Source organism: Cognatiluteimonas profundi, from assembly GCF_009792795.1.
Taxonomy (GTDB): Bacteria; Pseudomonadota; Gammaproteobacteria; order Xanthomonadales; family Xanthomonadaceae; genus Cognatiluteimonas; species Cognatiluteimonas profundi.
The window spans coordinates 35,443-54,327 of sequence record NZ_VKHQ01000002.1 but is presented as its reverse complement, the minus strand read 5'-3'; the positions used below and the strand labels follow the sequence as shown (position 1 = coordinate 54,327).

Genomic DNA, 18,885 nt, shown 5'->3' with positions numbered 1-18,885 from the left:
GTGGCGACGCGGACTAGTGAGGCTTGCGCGCGGATCCGGATTTCCTGCCGCCGCCGTCCTGCTTGTTGACGGTCGCCCAGGCGATGCGCTCGGCGTCCTTGTCCGACCGGCCTTCCTTCTTCTCGCTGGCCTCGATGTGCTCGGCCTGGCGCTTCTGCTTGTCGGTGTAGCTGGACTTGTCTCCACGCGGCATGTCGCGTCCTCCGGGTCTCAGGGGATCGAGCGGGAAATTAGCGCGGCCGCCGTCGATCTCCCGCGAAATGCAGCCCGCGAAGTGCAGGGTGACTACTGGCACATCCGCTATACATAACAAGACAGTAGTGTTCACTTCAACCTGCCGAGTGGAAGCTCCTCGTGAACGCCCCCGATGGCCCTGACCTGATCGACCAGCAGCTACGCAAGTTCCAGAAGGAACTGAGTGCCGGCACGGTGTCGCTGGCACTGCTGGCGGTGCTGTCGGCCGCTGCAGCGCCGATGTACGGCTACCAGATCGCCAAGACGCTGGAGCATGTGGGGCAGGGCGTCCTGGCCGGCAAGCAGAGCGCGCTGTATCCGGTGCTGCGCAACCTGGAAGGCGCCGGACTGCTCCAGAGCACGGTCGAGCCGTCCACGGCTGGCCCACCACGTCGTTATTACCGCATCACCGCCGCGGGGCGGCAGGTCCTGGAGGCATGGACCGCCGCCTGGACCGCCACCCGCAATTCCGTCGACTCCGTCCTCGAAGGCCCCGCGCCATGAACACCACCACATCCGCCCGCGTGCTGCTGCCCACCTCGATTCCCGCCTACCTGGAGCAGCTGCGTGCCGCACTTGCGGGAGCCGATCCCGCGCTGGTGCAGGACGCGCTGTACGACGCCGAGGAGTACCTGCGATCGGAGCTGGCCGAGAATCCCGGCAAATCCGAAGCCGACGTCATCGCGTCGGTCGCCGGCAGTTATGGCGCACCGGATGAAGTCGCCGACATCTATCGCGACACCGAGGTCACCGTGCAGACGGCGTTGCGCACGCCTCCGCCGACAGTGCGCGCGTCGTGGTTAGGGCGCTTCTTCGGCGTCATCGCCGAGCCGCGCACCTATGCCGCGCTGTTCTACATGGTGCTGGCGCTGGCCACCGGCATCTTCTACTTCACCTGGGTCGTCGCTGGGCTGTCGATGTCGGCCGGTTTCGCCGTGCTGATCATCGGCGTGCCATTCGTGATCCTGTATTTCGGATCCGTGCGCGTGTTGTCGCTGGTCGAGGGCCGCATCGTCGAGGTCATGCTCGGTGAGCGCATGCCACGGCGTCCGCTGTACAGCTCACGCGGCAAGCCGCTGCTGGAACGCATCAAGGACCTGTTCACCGATCCGCGCACGTGGACCACGCAGCTGTACTTCCTGCTGATGCTGCCGCTGGGGATCCTGTATTTCACGCTCGTGGTGACCGGACTGAGCGTGTCGCTGTCGCTCGCGCTGCTGCCCGTGTTGATGCTGTTCGGCAACAGCCAGTGGGTGCATGTCGATGGCTTCGGACTGTCGCTGCAGCAGGACCCCTGGACATGGCCGCTGGTTTCGCTGGCCGGCATCGTGCTGCTGTTCGTCACGCTGCACCTGGCCCGGCTGATCGGGCAGTGGCACGGACAGTTGGCCAAGCACCTGCTGGTGCAGGCCGAACGCTAAGCGCGGTTCGCGCTCAGGCGGCCTTGCGCGGACGCTTGCTGGCGACTGCGGGCGCCGCCGAATGCGCGGCGATGAAGTCGCGCACCGCGGGATACACCTCGGTGCGCCAGCGGCGGCCGCTGAAGATGCCGTAATGGCCGGCGCCCATGACCGTCATGTGGGCGTGGTTTTCTTCGGCGATGCCGCTGCACAGTGCGTGCGCGGCGCGGGTCTGTCCCTGTCCGGAAATATCGTCGAGCTCGCCTTCGATGGTGAGCATGGCCGTATCGACGATGGCCGATGGCGTCACCCGCGCACCCGCGACGTCCCACAGGCCCCTGGGCAGCAGGTGTTCCTGGAAGACGATCCGGATCGTGTCGAGGTAGTACTCCGACGGCATGTCCAGCACGGCGTTGTACTCGTCGTAGAAACGGCGGTGCGAGGCGGCGTCGTCGAGATCGCCCTTGAGCAGGTCCTGGTAGAAGTCCCAGTGCGACTGGAAATGCCGCTCGGGATTCATGGCCATGAAACCAGCGTGCTGCAGGAAGCCGGGATACACGCTGCGACCGCGGCCGGGATAGTTCGACGGCACGCTGTGGATCACGTTTTCCTTGAACCACGACAGCGGCTTCTGCACGGCCAGGTTGTTGACCGCCGTCGGCGACTCGCGCGTGTCGATCGGCCCGCCCATCATCACCAGCGATTGCGGCGTCGACTCGCCTGCCGCCGCCATCAGCGACACGGCGGCCATCACCGGCACGGTGGACTGGCACACGCTGATGACATGCAGGCTGTCGGTCCCGATCTCGCGCATGAACTTCTGCAGCGTCAGCACGTAATCGTCCAGGGTGAATGCACCCTCGGACTCCGGGACCATGCGCGCATCGATCCAGTCGGTGATGTAGACCTTGTGGTCCTGCAACAGCGTGCGCACGGTGTCGCGCAGCAGCGTGGAGTGGTGTCCCGAGAGTGGCGCGACCACGAGCACCGTCGGATCGTCCTTGAGCCCCGCGATGTTGTCGGCGTCATCGCTGTAACGCTTGAAGCGCAACAACCGGCAGAACGGCGTGCGCATCACCTCGCGCTGCACGACCGGATACTGCTGGCCGTCGATCTCGACGTTATGCAGGTCGAATTCGGGTTTCTCGTATTCCTTGCCGATGCGGTACATCAGCTCGCAACCGGCCGCGACACGCTGCGCCTCGGGCATGCCGGCCAGCCAGCTTCCGGGGGCGGAAAACATCTTCGAGCCCGCTTCGGCCCAGTAGGTGAACGGCGCCATGCCGGCACGCCAGAGCTCGTGGAACTGATACAGCAGCATGGAGGATCCCGCCCGGTGTTGCGACGCAGCATAGCGCAGGCCTGTGTGTCTGCCATGCAGGCAAGCGTGACGCGGGCCTCACTTCATCCGGGGATCTCCAGGGCCGTGGCGGAATCGCGCAAGGCCGGCGACAGCCAGCAGTGCGATCCCAGCGCCGTGAACCCCACCGCCTCGAAGCGCCGGCGGTAGAAACGGGCCGGACGCGACTGGAAGGCATCCTCGTCGCCCTCGGCGGCGTCCTCGCGGGCGAAGGTCTCCAGGAACGCCACGCCGCCGCACAGTTCGGCCAACCCGGGCAGGCCGCGATCGAGTTCGCGGGTGGGCAGGTAGTGGAGGACGTCGCTACACACCAGCAGGTCGACAGGCGGGCAGGGCCGCAGCAGCGCGAAGTCGCCGAAACGCGCATGGCGCAGGTTGCGGGAGCGTCCATAACGCGCGATCGCGTAGTCGCTGCCGTCGAATCCCAGGTAGCGCACCGGTCGCAACCTGCGCAGCGCGGTGAACCAGGCGCCTTCGCCGCAACCGATGTCCAGCACCGTGCGGATCGGCCGCTCAAGGTGGTATTCGGCCGTCGCCACCGCCAGCGCGACCTTGCGGGCCAGCCGTCGCGCATCGCCGATTCCGCCGCGGCGATACCACTGGTCGAAGTATTCGCGATTGTATTGCTTGGGTCCGGCTGCAGGCGACGTGGTCATCGTGGAGGCGGTTCACGCTGCAGGAGAGCCCGGAGTGTCATGGTCGCATCCCGCCACCCCTACGGAAAGACGCATGACCGACGAACGCAACATCGCCCACGACAAGAAGGTCGCCAACGACAAGCGCGACCAGAACGACGCGGGCTCCAACGACGCGGTGCAGGCGCAGCCTGGCAGGAAGACGCCGCAGGTCGATGGCGACACCGACCCTTCCAACAGCCGCGCGCGGGAGATGTACAAGCACGGCGATGCGCCGCGCGATCATTCGCACGACAGCAGTGAGCATCCGGTTGCCGGGGAAGAACCCGCATCCGCGGATTCCGACGCCGCCTGAGTCGGGGCACGCGCCGCCGGCTCGGGGCGCTTCGCCGCGTGGCATGCTTGGCCTTTGATCGAGGAGCATGCCGTGGCTTATCTCTGGACCAAGACCGCGCACCTGGTGTTCGTCATCGCGTGGATGGCGACGGTGCTGTACCTGCCGCGGATCCTCGTCAACCTTGCCGAAGCTGGCGACGAGCCGGCCGTGCGCTCGCGCCTGGTGCTGATGGGCCGGCGCCTGTACCGGTTCGGTCACATCATGTTCGGTTTCGCCGTCGCCCTGGGCCTGGTCCTGTGGCTGCATTTCGGCATCGCCGGCCCCTGGTTGCACGCCAAGCTCGCGCTCGTCGTGCTGCTGCTGGGGCACTTCATCGTCGCCGGCCGCTGGCTGAAGGGTGCCAACGCCGGACGCGCGCTGCCGTCCGCCACGACGCTTCGCTGGTTCAACGAATTGCCCGTCGTCCTGCTGGTGATGATCGTCTACCTGGTGCTCGCAAAGCCGGCGTTCTGAGCCTGTCGGCATCAGCGGGCGCTGAAGTCGTCCGGGTTGGGCAATCGCACCGGCACGCCATCGCCGTCGCAATCGCAGATGAAACCGCCGCCAAAAAACGGAGCTCGCGGAATAGGGAATAGGCGACAGTCGGGCCTCGTCTTCGTCGCCTGCTTAAGCCGCTGAGTACTCCGCGCCGGCCCGGCACCCATAGACCAACTGTCTGGAATCGCACGAAAAGCTGTGCGTTGTCGACCGCCGCGGCTGGGCGGTTCCACTATTCGCCTTCACGATGTAGAACGCGGCTCGAAGCATGTAGGTCACAAGTTATCGACCATGTATTAGAAGGGTTCGGTTGGGCTTGCCTTAGGCCGCGAAACATAAGTGCAACCGAGCACAATCCATACTGCCTACGCCTACTCACCGAGAGTATTCCTACGCCTCGTCAACCTCACCCCTCCTAGATCGCCACATCGTGAAGGCTGACCAACGCAAGGAGTTAGCAAGGGCCACACTCGCGCCTCCGCACCGTCGTATTCACCAAGAGAGTAATATTCACCCCAAGATGTCTGCTTATGGTCACGGATTCACCGGGCAGGCAAGCGTAGTACCACTCTCGGCCCCATCCATTACCAAAGGTAACCTCGCGACCATTCACCGGAGCGAAGTTAGCCGGTTAATGTTGACGCGACTGGTATCAGCGGGAAGAGCGAGATTGGGGGCGAATCGGGGTTGGCGCTGCGCGACGCTGTCACGTGGGCAAGAGCGGCCATTAATTCAGTCCCTTGGAAGCTTGGAGTTCGGCCACGCCATTCGTCTTATTCCAGTTAAGAACAAAGCTCTCCTGAGCAACAAAGTTGCGTCTAGATGCCGCCGCTTGTTCCGCCACCCGAAACAACAAAGGTAACCCCATGGTTAGCTTAATTCGCCGCTACGCAGGTCGAGTATTGCTGTTGGCGAGTGCGGCTATAGCCTCTTCGGCTGCACTCGCGGATGACACTCAATACCCAGACTCCGCCGCCGCATATGCCGCTTGCATGGCGTACGCGAGGGTTCATTTTGAGGAAGAGAGAACTCCCCCGGCAGATGTTACCGACCTGACCCCGACCGACTATAAATGCTCATGGCGGGGCGTTGGAGCTTGGGAGACCGACTTCTACTATGGAAACTACCCGGGCGGCCCGATTTGGAGGCTGATTGACGTATTCCTTTACCATTGGACTTATGTCGACCGCACGCGGAACTTGGGCCCGGAAACGTGCAAAACCCGGGGCACGCGGTTCGGCAACCCCATCAACGCAGCGTCGGGAAACAAATTTCAAGCCGAGACCGATATTGCCCCCGTCTCATCGCCTTTGCAATTCTCTAGAAGCTACAACAGCCAAAGCGACCAACCCGATTTCGGCTTAGGCCCGAAGTGGACCCATACGTACGCACGGCGTATCGAATTTTCAGAAACAGCTTACGGTGGCGACGTAGCCTTCGTCGATCGGCCTGATGGCGGAAAGATCGCTTTCATGCTTCAGGCCGGCAATTTGTGGACTCCGGATCCCGGATCAAACGCTACTTTGAGTCGAACGAAAGACTTGAACGGTAATTACGACGGATGGGTTTTTTCCGCTGAGGCATCTGACGAAAGCGAGCTCTACGATACTGCAGGTCGGCTAATTGCAATCGAACCTGAATCCGGTTTAGGCGGGGTCGTGTTGCTCTACGGATCCGGCGCTTCGGGAAGCGACCCTCAGTTTCTACCTATCCAGGTGACAGCGACAAACGGCCGCTCTATTCGACTCACGTACGATTCATCCAGTCGTTTAATAGGAGTTACCGATCCGACGGGACAGACCTATGAGTACGGCTACGACGGCACTGGACGGCTTGCAAGCGTCAGCCATCCTGGCGCGACACAATCGACGCTCTATAGCTATGGTGAAGCTGGATATGTGGCTGATAGTAGTTTCAGCCTACTGCTAACTGGCATAACAGACGAGCAGGGAAATCGCTACGCAAGTTTCACCTACGACAGCCAGGGGCGCGCTACCGTTACAGAGCACGCGAATGGGGTCGACAAATACGTTGTTTCGTATGGGGGAAGTAGGAGTGCCAACGTACTTCTACCCTCAGGTGGCACCAAATATCTCTCCTTTGCCACTGCATATGGCTTCGCCAAGATTGGGCATTCGTCCGATGCGTGCCCCACTTGTGGTGGCGAACAATATTCTTATGACAGCAATGGCAACCTAGACGTCGTCACAGACATTGATGGGATCGTGACCGACCACGATCAAGACATCTGTGGGCGTGATCTTCAACTGGTTGAAGCTAAAAACACGCTGCAGCAGCGAACGACGCAGACGACTTGGCGCACGATTGGGCGTTCCCCTTTAGAGCGCAAAGTCTTCGACGCGGCTGGCGCCTTAGTGTCGCAGCGTACTTGGTCCTACAACCTGGGAGGGCAGGAAACAACCGTGTCGTCCATCGATCCGGTGACCAGCGCGGCGCGTACAACAGCAAAAACGTATTGCAGCCAAGTCGATATTGACTCGTCGGTTTGCCCGCTGTTGGGTCTGCTTATTAAGGTCGACGGCCCACGTAGTGATGCCAACGATATTGTTTCCTATTCCTACTATATGACAGACGATCCGACCTGTGCCTCATTTCCCACAACTTGTCCGCACCGAAAGGGCGATCTGTGGAAGGCCACTAATGCACTTGGTCAAGTTACTGAATTTCTCGCCTATGACGGCTCAGGTCGGCTGCTGTCGGTGAAGGATCCCAACGGTGTGGTCACTGACATGGCGTACACCGCACGCGGATGGGTGGCTGCGCGAAAGGTGCGTGGCACCAACAACGCGACCGAGACTGACGATGCGATCATGCGTATCGATTATTGGCCAACGGGGCTCGTCAAACAGGTCACTCAGCCAGACGGTAGCTACGTGTCGTACAGCTATGACGCAGCTCATCGGCTTACCAATATCGCTGATAACGCCGGCAACACCATCCGTTACACGCTCAACAACTCCGGCAATCGTACTGTTGAAGACACCAAGGATGTTTCCGGCACCCTCACGCGTACGCTGTCACGAATCTACAATGCATTGGGGCAACTACAGAGCCAGCGAGATGCGGCCTTGCACGCTACGACCTTTAGCTACGATCCCAGCGGGGATACCAATCTGGTCGTGGATGCCGCATCCCATGTGACAGACAACGACCACGACCCGCTCCATCGACTGACGCGAACCCTTCAAGACGCAGGCGGAATCGCAGCCAGCACGCAGTTTCAGTACGACGCGCGCGATAACCTGACTCAAGTCATCGATCCAAACGGCTTGGTAACCGGTTACGGCTATGACGGCATGGGGAACCTAACCAGCCTCACCAGCCCCGACACCGGCACGGCCACCTACACCTACGACGGTGCGGGAAACCGCAAAACACAGACTGACGCTCGGAACAAGGTCACTAACTACAGTTACGACTTGCTCAACCGGCTAGCTACCCAGACGTACGGTACAACCAGCCTTAACGTCACCTCGACCTATGACGCCGTCAATGCGGTTTGCGGCACGGGGGAGACTTTCGCCGTCGGCCGGTTGACTAAACTGACGATGGGTAACGGCAATAGCACACAGTATTGCTACGACCGGTTTGGCAACCCCGTGCGCAAGGTCGAGACCATCAACGGCAAGTCCTTCACCCTGCGTTACGCCTACAACCTGGCAGGGCGGCTGAGCAGCCTTACATATCCTGACGGTAACGTGGTCGACTATGCCCGCGATGCCATGGGACAAGTTGCTGAGATAGGGATCACTCCACCGGGGAGCGCCCGTCAGGTGCTGCTCACCAACGGCACCTACTACCCGTTCGGGCCGATTGCGCAGTGGACGTTCGGCAACGGACGTACGCTGCAGCGTACGCTAGACCTCGACTATCGACCGTGGACGGTGGCCGATCCGGGCAGCGGCGGGCTATCGCTTGGATATACGTTCGACGCGGTCGGTAACTTTGTCGAGCTGCGCGACGCCGGCCAAAGCGGCCCGCCTGTGGTGACCTTTGGCTATGACGCGCTCAACCGGCTGACCGATTTCCGAGACGGCCCGTCGGGCGCCACCATCGAGCATTACGCCTACGATGCCACCGGTAACCGTACGCTTTTCCAAAACAGCAGCGGTAGCCAATCGTACGTCTACAACACCGGCACGGATCGGCTGAACCATGCCGGAAGCATTAACCGGTGGTATGACGCTTCCGGCAATACAGTCTCGATCGGCGGAACGGCTCGTGAATACACATACACATCCGCCAACCGAATGGACAGCGCCAAGCAGAATGGCGCGGTAGTGATGAATTATCGCTACAACGGTAAGGGTGAGCAGGTGCACCGGTTCCTGACTACAACCGGGACAAACCAGGCCTACACCGTTTATGACGAGGCCGGCCATTGGATCGGTGACTACGACAGCACTGGTGCTGCACTACAGCAGGCCATCTGGCTGGATGACTTACCTGTCGGCGTGATGGTGGGTGCAACAACGAATCAGAAGTTGCACTACATCGAAGCCGACGCCTTGGGCACGCCGCGCGTGGTGATCGACCCGCTGCGCAATGTCGCGGTATGGAACTGGGACCTGAAAGACGAGGCGTTCGGCAACAGCCCACCGAGCCAGGACCCCGACCTGGATGGGAATGCGTTTGTGTTGAATATGCGTTATCCGGGCCAACGCTACGATGCGGCGAGCGGGCTCAACTACAACTACTGGCGCGATGGCTACGAAGCTGGAACAGGGCGGTATACGCAATCCGATCCGCTCGGGCTAATGGCGGGGGTTAGCACCTACGGATATGTGGGCGGTTCGCCCTTGGTGTGGACTGATATGTTCGGACTACTGAGATGGTCTACGAATCCCGTTCAGTGGAGCCCAACACTCGCACCTGGGCTTCAGACTCGGACTTTCCCTGGAGATGGCTTGTCGACAGTTACTGGGTCCAGCCTTGCTAGAACAACTCTTGATTGGTCAATTTCGCCGGCGTGCACTTGTAGCAGCGGTGGCTTTTCTCTGAACGAATACACGGTGAGCTTTACTCCCACCGTATTTCTCAGACAAAGCTATAGCAGCCCTAGCGAAAGACGCGACACTCGCCGAGCTGAAATGGATCACGTTCGCGATTTTGGCGGATGGATCGGCGGCGCTAGAAATGCAGCGCAAGCTTTGGAAGATTCAATGAAAGGGCAAAGTTTTTCGAGCACTGCTGACTGCGAAATGCAAACACGACAGGCAATGCAGCAGCTGCTAGAGTTGGGTGCCCGGCAGACCGCTATCGACTCGCACAATCGATGGGATGTCAGCGGACGGCATACAGAAGTCATTCCAGGGCCATGACATGAAAATTTTCATACCGCTGATCTTGTCCGTTCTTCCGCTAGCGTGTGCTTCGGCTCCTAGAAACCTAAGCTGTGAAGACACGGCCAAGCATGTCTCGATTGAATACAAGGGCGTGCAAAATTTGAGTGCTTGGGGCAAACAAAACCCGTTTGGATCCTTTGCTGTATCGAACAAGGCTGCCAAAGAAATAAAGCTGCCGCTGGATAGCACGTACTACCCATTGATCGTGCATGGGCAGTACATTGAATTGCAGAGCCGGGCTCTTGCATCTGATACGCCATGGCAGTTGGATACGGTTGTTCTTGAGGAGTTTGCTCCGCCGCGTAAATGGCTGCTCATAGGACCTGGCGATGGCGCCATGTTTTTTGTCGACATGGTCGGCCCAGTGAGCGATGGCGAACGAAGCAAGACTCGGGAATACCGTGTCTCGTTGAAAGATGTATCCGGGTGCCAATACCTGTCGCAGCCGTTTCGCATCAACCCTCAGTAGTTCGATGATGCTTCTAAAGCATTAGTTGACAGAGCAATAAGCCGAAGCCCCGCCCTCACCGGCGGGGTTTTTCATTTAGCGGCTTGCGTTGTGCTGGCAGCTTCTTGGTCTTGCGAGCGATGGCCGCTTCATGGCCGAGCGTGCGCAGCTGGGATTGCTTGGCCTGGTGCTTGAGGATTAATCCTTCCAGCACGGCCTGCGCGGACTGGCGATCGTTGTCGTCGAACTGGTGCAGCCGGCGAGCAAGGCGACCGCGCAGGCGAATGACAGCGCGCGGGATATCGACTGCGGCATTGGAGATTCCGGTCTGGCGAGCGCCGATTATGCCGGCGAGGGCGGAAGCGACATCATGCGGGTCTCGCATCGGCACCGCCCCGTCGCCGATCATCCATTCGATCAACACAAGGACCACCTGCCATGAGCGGACAGCAGCGCGATCTCCGGTTCCGGTTCCTCGCCGAGCCAGCCGATGTGAACTACGGCGGCAAGGTGCACGGCGGCGTGGTGATGAAATGGATCGACCAGACGGCCTACGCCGCGGCCCTGGGCTGGAGTGGCCAGTACAGCGTCACCGTGGCCGTGGCCGGCATCCGCTTCGTCGCCCCGATCCATATCGGCGACATGGTCACGGTGGCGGCCAAGCTGGTCTACACCGGCACCAGCAGCATGCATTTCGCGGTGGACGTCAGCGCCCGCGATCCGCGCAAGGATGGAAGCGACGAGTGGCTGGCGACGCATTGCATCGTGGTGTTCGTGGCGCTGGACGGGATCGAAGGCAAACCGGCGCGGGTGCCGGCGTGGATGCCCGCGACCGACGAGGACCGACGGCTGGCGGAGTACGCCACCCAGGTCATGGCGCTGGGCAAGGGCATCGAGCAGACCGTCGCCCGCTATCGCGAGGCCGACATGGAAAAGGCCGCTGGGTAGCGGCCTTCTCGACAAACCCTCATTGCTCGCTCGCGATCAGATCCCGGCGACGCGGCGGGCTTCCAGGTACTTGTTGCTCCAGTAGCCGCTGTCCAGGCTGGAGACGGTCACGTCACGCCCGGTACGCGGCGCATGCAGGAACCGGCCTTCGCCGACATAGATGCCGACATGGCTCACACGGCCGCGGTGCCCGAAGAACACCAGGTCGCCAGGCGACAGCTTGGCGCGATCGGTGATCAGCTCGCCGGTCGTCGCCATGTCGCGCGACACGCGTGGCAGTTCGATTCCCAGTGCGCTGTGGAAGACGTAGCCGACCAGTCCGCTGCAGTCGAATCCGTCAGCGCCGGTTCCGCCCCAGCGATACGGCGTGCCGAGCAGCGCGAGCGCGTGCTGGAGCAGGCTCTGGATGCGGCTGCCCTGCTCGGGCTGGGTGGACGCGGCTGCGGGCTGGGAGCCCATCAGGCGGTTCAGGTCGCCGGCCATCATCAGCGCCCGGTCGGGCAGCGGCATGGACTGCGCGGGGGTGAACACGCCGAAGGCGCTGGTGGACGTGTTGGCGGCGTTGGTGGCGCTCAGCTCGGCGGCCTGGGCAAGCTGGGGAGCCTGCTGGGCGAAAGCCGGCATGGCGGCGGCGCAGAGCAGCGCACAGCCAAGCAATTTCGCCGAGAAACGGCGGATGCGAACAAGGGGAAGAAGGGTGGCGGCGGCGCGGCCAGAAGCAGGGTCGGTCTTCGTCACGAAGGCTTCACTGGTGTGAGGTCGAGGTGATGGTGCCCCAGCAAGCCCGGCGGGGAGTTCAAATTCCGTTATAGATCCGTGAATTAGCGTGTGACAGCGATCACGAACCGGGCCGCCGGGCCTGTTCATCTTGAACCAGGACGCGTCTGGCGCCGCTGTAATGATCCCGCCAGTAGGCGCCGTCGAGACGATCCAGCCGAACCGTGCCGCCGGTGCTGGGCGCATGCACGAAGCGCCCGTCGCCGACATAGATGCCGACGTGGCTGACATCGCCATGGCTGCCGAAAAACACCAGGTCGGCGGCGACCAGGTGGTCCTCGTCGATCCGCGGGCCCTGCCAGGCGGCCAGGTCCTGCGACCGGCGCGGCAGTCGCAGATCCAGCATGTCGCGATAGACGTAGTTGACCAGGCCGCTGCAGTCGAATCCGCCCTCCGGCGTGTTGCCGCCGTACCGGTACGGCGTGCCGACCAGGCTGATCGCGCGCATGAGCACCGCGTTGGCGGCGGCAGGGTCGGCTGGCGGCAACAGTGGCCACGCACGCTGGACGATCCTTGCGTGCGCCGGGGTCGGCCGGACCGCCTCGTGGCCGCAGCCCGCCAGCACGAACAACATGGCGACAATGCCGGGGACGACTCGCCACCCCTTGCGCGCTGGCGCGGGGCGGGGGGAGCCGGGATAATGCGCGGCCCCGTTGGCCGGACGCAGGTCAGGTCTGGTCACGTGGTACAGCTTGGCGCCTCCACGCGGCCATCACAAGCGCCCGCCGGCCGCTGCCAACGCGCAGCCAGCCGCCTTCCACAAGCCGCCGTGGCGGCTTCATCGAGTGCCGCAATGAAGATCGAGAAAGATCGCGTCGTCCGTTTCCATTACACCGTTGCCGAACAGGGCCAGGAGGCGCTGGAGAGTTCGCAGGGCAACGAGCCATTGGCCATCCTGATCGGGCACGGCAACATCATCCCGGGCCTGGAGAAGGCGATGGAAGGCCACGAGGACGGCGACACCTTCGTCGTCGACGTCGCCGCCGTGGATGCCTATGGCGAGAAGCGCGACGGGCTGACCCAGCGCGTGCCGAAGAAGCATTTCGAAGGCCAGCGCCTGGAACCGGGCATGCAGGTGATCCTCAACACCAACCACGGACAACGCGCCGTCACCATCCAGAAGGTGGGCATGAGCGTGGTCGACGTCGACCTGAACCATCCGATGGCGGGCAAGGACCTGCATTTCGACATCACCATCGTCGACGTGCGCGCAGCCACCGAGGAAGAACTGGCGCACGGACACGTGCATGGCGATGGCGGCCATCACCACTGACGACGTCCGCATTCCGCACAAATGGAAACGGCCCGCTTGCGCGGGCCGTTTCTTTTTTCAACGCAGGCCGGTCAGTTGACGCTGACGGCGCTCCACGCGGCGGCGACGGCGTTGTAGTTCGCCGAGCCCGAACCGTACAGCGACGCGGCAGCGCTCAGCGTGGCTGCGCGGGCACCGGCGTAGTTGGTGTTGGACGTCATGTACTGCGTCAACGCCGTGTACCAGATCTGCTCGGCAGCCGAGCGGCCGATGCCAGCCAGCGACGATCCATTGCACGTCGGCGACGTGACCGAACCGTTGCTGAAGGTCTTCGCCCCGGTGCCTTCGGCAAGCAGGTAGAAGAAGTGGTTGGCGACGCCGGAGCTGTAGTGGACGTCCAGCGAGCCGATGTTGCTCTGGTAGCAGTCCGGCGATGCACCATCCAGGCTCGGGTGGTACATGTAGCGCAGCGCCTTGGCATTGCCCGGGTTGTTGATGTAGATCTCTTCGCCGATCAGGTAGTCCGGCGCGTCATTGGCGTTGTTGGCGTAGAACTCGACCATCGTGCCGAAGATGTCGGAGTTGGCTTCGTTCAGGCCGCCGGATTCACCGGAGTAGGTGAGGTTCGCGGTGCGTGCCGTCACGCCGTGGGACATTTCATGGCCCGCGACGTCGAGATCAACCAGCGGATAGTAGGTCGCGCCGTCGCCGTCGCCGAAGGTCATGCAGAAGCAGCTGTCCGACCAGAAGGCGTTGACGTAGTTGCGGCCGTAATGCACGCGGCTCAGCGCGCCCTTGCCGTCGTTGGCGATGCCGTTGCGGCCATGCACGTTCTTGTAATAGTCCCAGGTGACCGCGACGCCGAAGTGGGCATCGGCACCGACCGTGGCGCGGTCGGATGTCAGGTTGTTGCCCCAGGTGTTGTCGGCATCGGTGAACATCGTGCCCGAGCCGCTGGTACGGCCGCCCAGGTCGGTGGTGTAGCCGCCGCCGCGGGTGTCGTCCTTCATCTGGTAGGTGCCGCTGCCGCACTTCTCGGTGTTGATGCCGACATTGCCCGAGAACAGGGTCCTGCCGGTGCCGGCCGCGCTGGTGATGCCGGAGCAGGTCGAACCGCCGCCGCCGGGCTTGGCCGTTTCCACGGTATCCCACTGGCCGAGGATCCGGCCGCTATGCGCATCGACGATGTAATGCATGTCGGTCGGGGTCTGGTCGGCCTTGATGCCCGAGTAGACGACTTCGTGCGCGAGCGTGGGCTTGGCGCCACGGGCGTCGATGACCAGGCGCGAGGTCGGTACGCCGCTGAAACCGGTGCCGAAGCGCGTGCCGGCCTCGACGATCGCCTGGCTGGCGCTGATGGCTGGGGTGATATCCGGGCGGCCGATGGTCTTGAGCGTCTCGCTGACGCCGGTCATCTGGCCATTGCGCGAATGGATGACGATGTCGCCGCCCAGCACGGGCAGGCCGCGGTAGGTACGGTCAAAGCGGACGTGCTCGGTTCCGTTGCGGCCAACGATGACATCCTTGGCGACAAAACGGTCGGCATCGGCGCGCATCACCGCCTTGGCGTGGGTATCGATCAGGCCCATGGCGCGTGCGGCGGCCGGGGACTGCGCGGATGCTGCCGCGAATGCGGAAGCGGGCAACGCGAGCGCGGCGACAACGGCAACGCTGAGGAGGCGAGTCTGCAAGATCATTCCTGGAATCCCCTGGAGAATTGGCAAATTGAGCCGGTTCGACCGGCTGTTGGAAGACATCCTCGAACCCCTCGACGAATGCCCCGGATATGGCCAACGCTGCGCGACTGAATGTGACGCGGCGGGGCTGGCGGCAGTAGGGCAGTGCCCATGACTTTTGTCATGTTGCGTCGCAGCATCAATGAGGCGGGCAGTGCAAAGCCCCTCAGAAATGTGACGGCCACCTCACTTGCAAGGGCGAGCCGTTCACATGGATGCTGCGCTGCACAACAGTGGTCGGCGATGGGCGCACCAACGTCGAACAAGCCGAGCGTCCTGCATGGCGGGCAGTGAATTCCCGTCGCGCAGACCCTTCAGGCAGGGGATTCCCTGGCCGCGCGCGCCCCGTGCTCATGTTGCAGTGCAAAATCCGGCGGCCCGTGGCAGTCGAGCGGTCACTATTGGCGGGTACGGCGGCCCACTGCGCCTGGAGGCGGGCTGGGCATCGGTTGCGAAAGATTCGGAGGCAGGCATTGGAAGACGTCATCATCGTCGGCGGAGGGGTGATCGGCCTGGCGTGCGGACTCGCGCTGCAGCGCGCTGGCCGCAGCGTCCGTGTGCTCGAGGCCGGCGTCGCGGGTTGCGGCAGTTCGCATGGCAACTGCGGGACCATCACCCCGAGCCACGCCATGCCGCTGGCTGCGCCTGGCTCGATCGGCCGGGCGCTGGCGTGGATGGCATCACCGGAGGCGCCGCTGTACATCAAGCCGCGCTGGGATCCGGACTTGTGGCGATGGCTGGCGCGCGTCGGCGCGCGCTGCAACCAGGAGGACTGGATGCGGGCCGCCGCCGCCAAGGCAGCGATCCTGCTGGCCTCGCGCCAGGCGCTCCCGGACTGGATCGCCAGGCATGGGCTGGATTGCGAATTCACCGCCTCAGGCACCGATCACGTCTTTCGCGACGAAGCGGCCCTGGTCGCCTTCCGCCATGAGTTGCGGGCGCTGTCCGGATTCGGCATCGCCAGCGAAACCATCGATGGACCGGCCTACCTGCGCCAGGAACCCGCATTGCTGGATGGCGTGGTGGGCGCCGTCCGTTTCCCGGGCGATGCCAGCCTGCGCCCGGATCGCTACGTCGCCGAGCTGGCACGCGCGCTGCGGGCAGCGGGAGGAACCATCGTCGAGCGCAGCCCGGTGCACGCGGTGACAGCGGCGGACGGTCTCTGGACTGTCACCGCAGCGAACGCGGCGTTCCGCGCCCGTGACGTCGTCCTTGCCGCCGGCGCCTGGTCGCCTGGCCTTGGGCGGACGCTTGGGCCGGCGCTGGGCAAGCTTGGCAAGGCGATGCAGCCGGGCAAGGGATATTCGATCACCTACGCTCACCCGGCCGTGGTCCCGTATCGGCCGCTGGTGTTGCACGAGCGCCGTGTCTGCGTCACCACATGGGAGCGCGGCTTCCGTCTCGGCAGCACGATGGAATTTTCGGGCTACGACGCCTCGCTCAACCGGCGCCGTCTCGGTGCCCTGGAACGTGGCGCGCGGGAATACCTGCGCGATCCGGTGGGTCCGGCGGTCACCGAGGAATGGTTCGGTTGGCGACCGATGACCTTCGACGACCTCCCGATCATCGGGCCGGTGCCCGGGCAACCGCGGCTATGGCTCGCGACGGGGCATGGCATGCTCGGGGTCAGCATGAGCGCAGCCACCGCGGACCTGATCGCCGACCTCGTCACGGGTCGCCCGCCCGGCATCGATCCGGCGCCGTATCGACTGGAGCGATTCGCATGAGCCGGGATTTCGACCTCGTGATCCTCGGCGGCGGCTCCGGCGGACTGGCTGCGGCCTTCCGCGCGGCAACGCATGGCGCCCGCGTCGCGCTGGTCAGCGAAGGGCCGCTCGGCGGCACCTGCGTCAACGTCGGCTGCGTGCCGAAGAAAGCCATGTGGCTGGCCGCGGATCTCGCGCACCGCATGGCCCTGGCGCGCGCCCTGGGTTTCGACGTGCCGCAGACGCCCGCGCTGGACTGGCCGGTGCTCATTGCACATCGCCAGCGGTATATCGCCAACATCCATGCCAGCTACCAGCAGCGGCTCGATGCCGCCGGCATCGCCTTGTTGCCGGTGCGCGGCCGGTTGCTGTCACCCGACACGGTCCAGTGCAGCGACGGCGTGCGCCTGCGCGCGCCGCATGTCCTCATCGCCACCGGAGGCCGGCCGCAACGCCCGTCGGTGCCCGGCGCCGAGCTTGGAATCGATTCCGACGGCTTCTTCCATTTATGTGCTGCGCCGGAGCGGGTAGCGATCATCGGCGGCGGCTATGTCGCCGTCGAGCTGGCCGGCGTCCTGCAGGCGCTGGGAAGCCAGGTCGACATGTTCGTGCGCAAGCCCATGTTGCTGGACGGATTCGACGAGGACATCGTGCGGCAACTGGTCGAGGACCAGCGCCAGCACGGGATCCATTGCCACTTCGACCAGACGCTCGGTTCGCTGCGCAAGGCCGACGGCGACCGCGTCATCCTGCGGGATGCCGCAGGCGTCGACACCGTGCCGTTCGACGTCGTCATCCTGGCGACCGGGCGGCGACCCAACAGCGACGACATCGGCCTGGATGTCGCCGGCGTGGCGTTGGGCCCAAGGGGCCACGTGCTGGTCGACGCGCGGCAGGCGACGTCTGTCGCCGGGGTCTACGCAATCGGCGACGTATCTTCGGATATCGCGCTGACGCCGGTGGCGATCGCCGCAGGCCGACGCCTCATGGACCGCCTGTTCGGGGGCCAGCCGGACGCGGCGCTCGATTATTCGCAGGTCGCGACCGTCGTCTTCTCGCATCCCCCGATCGGCAAGGTCGGACTCACCGAGGCACAGGCGCGGCTGCGGTTCGGCGATGCGGTGCGTGTGTATCGCGCCGGGTTCCGCCCCATGCTGCACGCGCTTGCCGATTCGCCGCAGCGCAGCCTGTTCAAGCTGGTCTGCGTCGGCGAGGAAGAGCGTGTCGTCGGCATCCACCTGCTGGGTGACGGTGCGGACGAAATCCTGCAGGGATTCGCCGTCGCCCTGAAGCGCGGGCTGCGCAAGCGCGACCTGGACGACACGATCGCGATCCACCCCACGTCCGCGGAAGAACTGGTGCTGATGCGATGAACGACGCCACCTTCACCCTGCATCGCGGCACCGCGCCGTTGCTGGTCAGCCTGCCGCACGACGGCAGCGCCATCCCCGATGCGATCGCTGCGCGGATGACTGCCTCCGCGCGCAAGGCCCCCGACACCGACTGGCACGTCGCGCGCCTGTACGCATTCGCGCGCGAGATGGGTGCGTCGATGCTGGTCCCGGTTTATTCGCGCTATGTGGTCGACCTGAATCGTCCACCCGACGACACGTCGCTGTATCCGGGGCAGAACACCACCGGCCTGTGCCCGATCGTGCAGTTCAGCGGCGCCGCCATCTATCGCGAAGGCCAGGAGCCGTCGGTCGAAGAAGTCCCCGACCGCGTCGATACCTATTGGCGGCCGTATCACCGCTCGCTTGCGGGCGAACTGCGCCGGCTTCGCGACGTCCACGGCCGTGTCGTGCTGTGGGAAGGCCATTCGATCCGCGGCGAGTGCCCGTTCCTGTTCGAGGGCCGACTGCCGGACTTCAACCTGGGCACCAGCGGCGGGACCAGTTGTTCGCCTGCGCTGCAGGCCCGGCTGGAGTCGGTGCTGGCGGCGCAGCACGAGCATGATTTCGTCGTCAATGGCCGCTTCAAGGGCGGGTACATCACCCGTCACCATGGCGACCCGGATCGGGGCATCGAGGCCGTGCAGATGGAAATCAGCCAGCGGATCTACATGGACGAGGAGACGTACGCCTGGGACGAGGAACGCGCGCGCGATACGCAAGCCGTCCTGCGCCAGTTGCTGCAAGCCGTGGCGTGA

17 protein-coding genes and 1 pseudogene are annotated in these 18,885 nt (G+C 63.6%); 11 read left to right on the top strand and 7 right to left on the bottom strand.

Annotation, left to right across the window (positions count from 1 at the left end; all coding sequences use genetic code 11):
• Positions 1-22 precede the first annotated feature (22 nt).
• Positions 23-193: pseudogene (locus GST15_RS01065) on the bottom strand (HupB); the annotation flags it as partial.
• Between the two features lie 161 nt (positions 194-354).
• Between GST15_RS01065 and GST15_RS01060 the strand changes: the two are divergent.
• Both GST15_RS01060 and GST15_RS01055 read left to right on the top strand, forming a co-directional pair.
• Complete coding sequence (locus GST15_RS01060) at positions 355-738, top strand: PadR family transcriptional regulator (RefSeq protein ID WP_425482174.1); 384 nt, start codon at positions 355-357, stop codon at positions 736-738.
• On the top strand, positions 735-1,655 hold the full coding sequence (locus GST15_RS01055) for a sensor domain-containing protein (protein ID WP_159015404.1): 921 nt from the start codon (positions 735-737) through the stop codon (positions 1,653-1,655). The genes GST15_RS01060 and GST15_RS01055 overlap by 4 nt, the downstream gene beginning before the upstream one ends.
• 13 nt (positions 1,656-1,668) lie before the next feature.
• On the opposite strand, the gene GST15_RS01050 is transcribed toward GST15_RS01055, so the two are convergent.
• The gene (locus GST15_RS01050) at positions 1,669-2,952 is read right to left on the bottom strand and encodes a polyhydroxyalkanoate depolymerase (RefSeq protein ID WP_159015577.1); all 1,284 of its coding nucleotides are present in this window, start codon (positions 2,950-2,952) and stop codon (positions 1,669-1,671) included.
• 86 nt (positions 2,953-3,038) lie between these two features.
• Positions 3,039-3,650: a class I SAM-dependent DNA methyltransferase gene (locus GST15_RS01045; RefSeq protein WP_159015403.1), complete on the bottom strand. Its 612-nt coding sequence runs from the start codon at positions 3,648-3,650 to the stop codon at positions 3,039-3,041.
• 73 nt (positions 3,651-3,723) lie between these two features.
• Between GST15_RS01045 and GST15_RS01040 the strand changes: the two genes are divergently transcribed.
• The 4 genes from GST15_RS01040 to GST15_RS01025 all read left to right on the top strand — a co-directional run bounded on the left by GST15_RS01040 (position 3,724) and on the right by GST15_RS01025 (position 10,338).
• The gene (locus GST15_RS01040; RefSeq protein WP_159015402.1) at positions 3,724-3,984 is read left to right on the top strand and encodes a hypothetical protein; all 261 of its coding nucleotides are present in this window, start codon (positions 3,724-3,726) and stop codon (positions 3,982-3,984) included.
• A 72-nt stretch (positions 3,985-4,056) separates the two neighbouring features.
• Complete coding sequence (locus GST15_RS01035; RefSeq protein WP_159015401.1) at positions 4,057-4,479, top strand: CopD family protein; 423 nt, start codon at positions 4,057-4,059, stop codon at positions 4,477-4,479.
• A gap of 1,016 nt (positions 4,480-5,495) precedes the next feature.
• Positions 5,496-9,845, top strand: a complete 4,350-nt coding sequence (locus GST15_RS01030) for a DUF6531 domain-containing protein (RefSeq protein WP_159015400.1) — start codon at positions 5,496-5,498, stop codon at positions 9,843-9,845.
• A 1-nt stretch (position 9,846) separates the two neighbouring features.
• Positions 9,847-10,338 carry a hypothetical protein gene (locus GST15_RS01025; RefSeq protein ID WP_159015399.1) on the top strand — a complete coding sequence of 164 codons (492 nt, stop codon included), beginning with the start codon at positions 9,847-9,849 and terminating at the stop codon, positions 10,336-10,338.
• 55 nt (positions 10,339-10,393) lie between these two features.
• On the opposite strand, the gene GST15_RS01020 is transcribed toward GST15_RS01025, so the two are convergent.
• Positions 10,394-10,738, bottom strand: a complete 345-nt coding sequence (locus GST15_RS01020) for a hypothetical protein (RefSeq protein WP_159015398.1) — start codon at positions 10,736-10,738, stop codon at positions 10,394-10,396.
• 17 nt (positions 10,739-10,755) lie between these two features.
• On the opposite strand from GST15_RS01020, the gene GST15_RS01015 reads away from it, so the two are divergent.
• Complete coding sequence (locus tag GST15_RS01015; protein WP_159015397.1) at positions 10,756-11,265, top strand: acyl-CoA thioesterase; 510 nt, start codon at positions 10,756-10,758, stop codon at positions 11,263-11,265.
• 36 nt (positions 11,266-11,301) lie between these two features.
• Here the strand turns inward: GST15_RS01015 and GST15_RS01010 are convergent, their stop codons facing one another.
• Positions 11,302-11,943, bottom strand: a complete 642-nt coding sequence (locus GST15_RS01010; RefSeq protein ID WP_425482180.1) for a C40 family peptidase — start codon at positions 11,941-11,943, stop codon at positions 11,302-11,304.
• Positions 11,944-12,103: 160 nt separating this feature from the next.
• Positions 12,104-12,616 carry a C40 family peptidase gene (locus GST15_RS01005; RefSeq protein ID WP_159015395.1) on the bottom strand — a complete coding sequence of 171 codons (513 nt, stop codon included), beginning with the start codon at positions 12,614-12,616 and terminating at the stop codon, positions 12,104-12,106.
• Positions 12,617-12,835: 219 nt separating this feature from the next.
• On the opposite strand from GST15_RS01005, the gene GST15_RS01000 reads away from it, so the two are divergent.
• Complete coding sequence (locus tag GST15_RS01000; protein WP_159015394.1) at positions 12,836-13,315, top strand: FKBP-type peptidyl-prolyl cis-trans isomerase; 480 nt, start codon at positions 12,836-12,838, stop codon at positions 13,313-13,315.
• A gap of 71 nt (positions 13,316-13,386) precedes the next feature.
• Here the strand turns inward: GST15_RS01000 and GST15_RS00995 are convergent, their stop codons facing one another.
• Positions 13,387-14,985 (bottom strand): M4 family metallopeptidase, encoded by a 1,599-nt coding sequence (locus GST15_RS00995; protein ID WP_159015576.1) that lies wholly within the window; start codon positions 14,983-14,985, stop codon positions 13,387-13,389.
• 518 nt (positions 14,986-15,503) lie between these two features.
• Here GST15_RS00995 and GST15_RS00990 point away from each other — a divergent pair.
• Genes GST15_RS00990 through hutG form a run of 3 tightly spaced genes read left to right on the top strand, consistent with a single transcriptional unit; the run spans position 15,504 to position 18,885 of the window.
• Positions 15,504-16,757 carry an NAD(P)/FAD-dependent oxidoreductase gene (locus GST15_RS00990; RefSeq protein ID WP_425482173.1) on the top strand — a complete coding sequence of 418 codons (1,254 nt, stop codon included), beginning with the start codon at positions 15,504-15,506 and terminating at the stop codon, positions 16,755-16,757.
• Positions 16,754-18,109, top strand: coding sequence for a glutathione-disulfide reductase (gene gorA / locus GST15_RS00985; RefSeq protein WP_159015392.1), 1,356 nt, complete (start codon positions 16,754-16,756; stop codon positions 18,107-18,109). The genes GST15_RS00990 and gorA overlap by 4 nt, the downstream gene beginning before the upstream one ends.
• Positions 18,106-18,885 (top strand): N-formylglutamate deformylase, encoded by a 780-nt coding sequence (gene hutG / locus GST15_RS00980; RefSeq protein WP_159015391.1) that lies wholly within the window; start codon positions 18,106-18,108, stop codon positions 18,883-18,885. Before gorA ends, hutG begins: the two co-directional genes overlap by 4 nt.

Excerpts from the sequence above, each read along its gene's own strand:
- GST15_RS01055 (WP_159015404.1), top strand. The coding sequence starts at position 735 with ATGAACACCACCACATCCGCCCGCGTGCTGCTGCCCACCTCGATTCCC.
- GST15_RS01045 (WP_159015403.1), bottom strand. The coding sequence starts at position 3,650 with ATGACCACGTCGCCTGCAGCCGGACCCAAGCAATACAATCGCGAATAC.
- GST15_RS01040 (WP_159015402.1), top strand. The coding sequence starts at position 3,724 with ATGACCGACGAACGCAACATCGCCCACGACAAGAAGGTCGCCAACGAC.
- GST15_RS01030 (WP_159015400.1), top strand. The coding sequence starts at position 5,496 with ATGGCGTACGCGAGGGTTCATTTTGAGGAAGAGAGAACTCCCCCGGCA.
- GST15_RS01025 (WP_159015399.1), top strand. The coding sequence starts at position 9,847 with ATGAAAATTTTCATACCGCTGATCTTGTCCGTTCTTCCGCTAGCGTGT.
- GST15_RS01015 (WP_159015397.1), top strand. The coding sequence starts at position 10,756 with ATGAGCGGACAGCAGCGCGATCTCCGGTTCCGGTTCCTCGCCGAGCCA.
- GST15_RS01005 (WP_159015395.1), bottom strand. The coding sequence starts at position 12,616 with ATGTTGTTCGTGCTGGCGGGCTGCGGCCACGAGGCGGTCCGGCCGACC.
- GST15_RS01000 (WP_159015394.1), top strand. The coding sequence starts at position 12,836 with ATGAAGATCGAGAAAGATCGCGTCGTCCGTTTCCATTACACCGTTGCC.
- gorA (WP_159015392.1), top strand. The coding sequence starts at position 16,754 with ATGAGCCGGGATTTCGACCTCGTGATCCTCGGCGGCGGCTCCGGCGGA.
- hutG (WP_159015391.1), top strand. The coding sequence starts at position 18,106 with ATGAACGACGCCACCTTCACCCTGCATCGCGGCACCGCGCCGTTGCTG.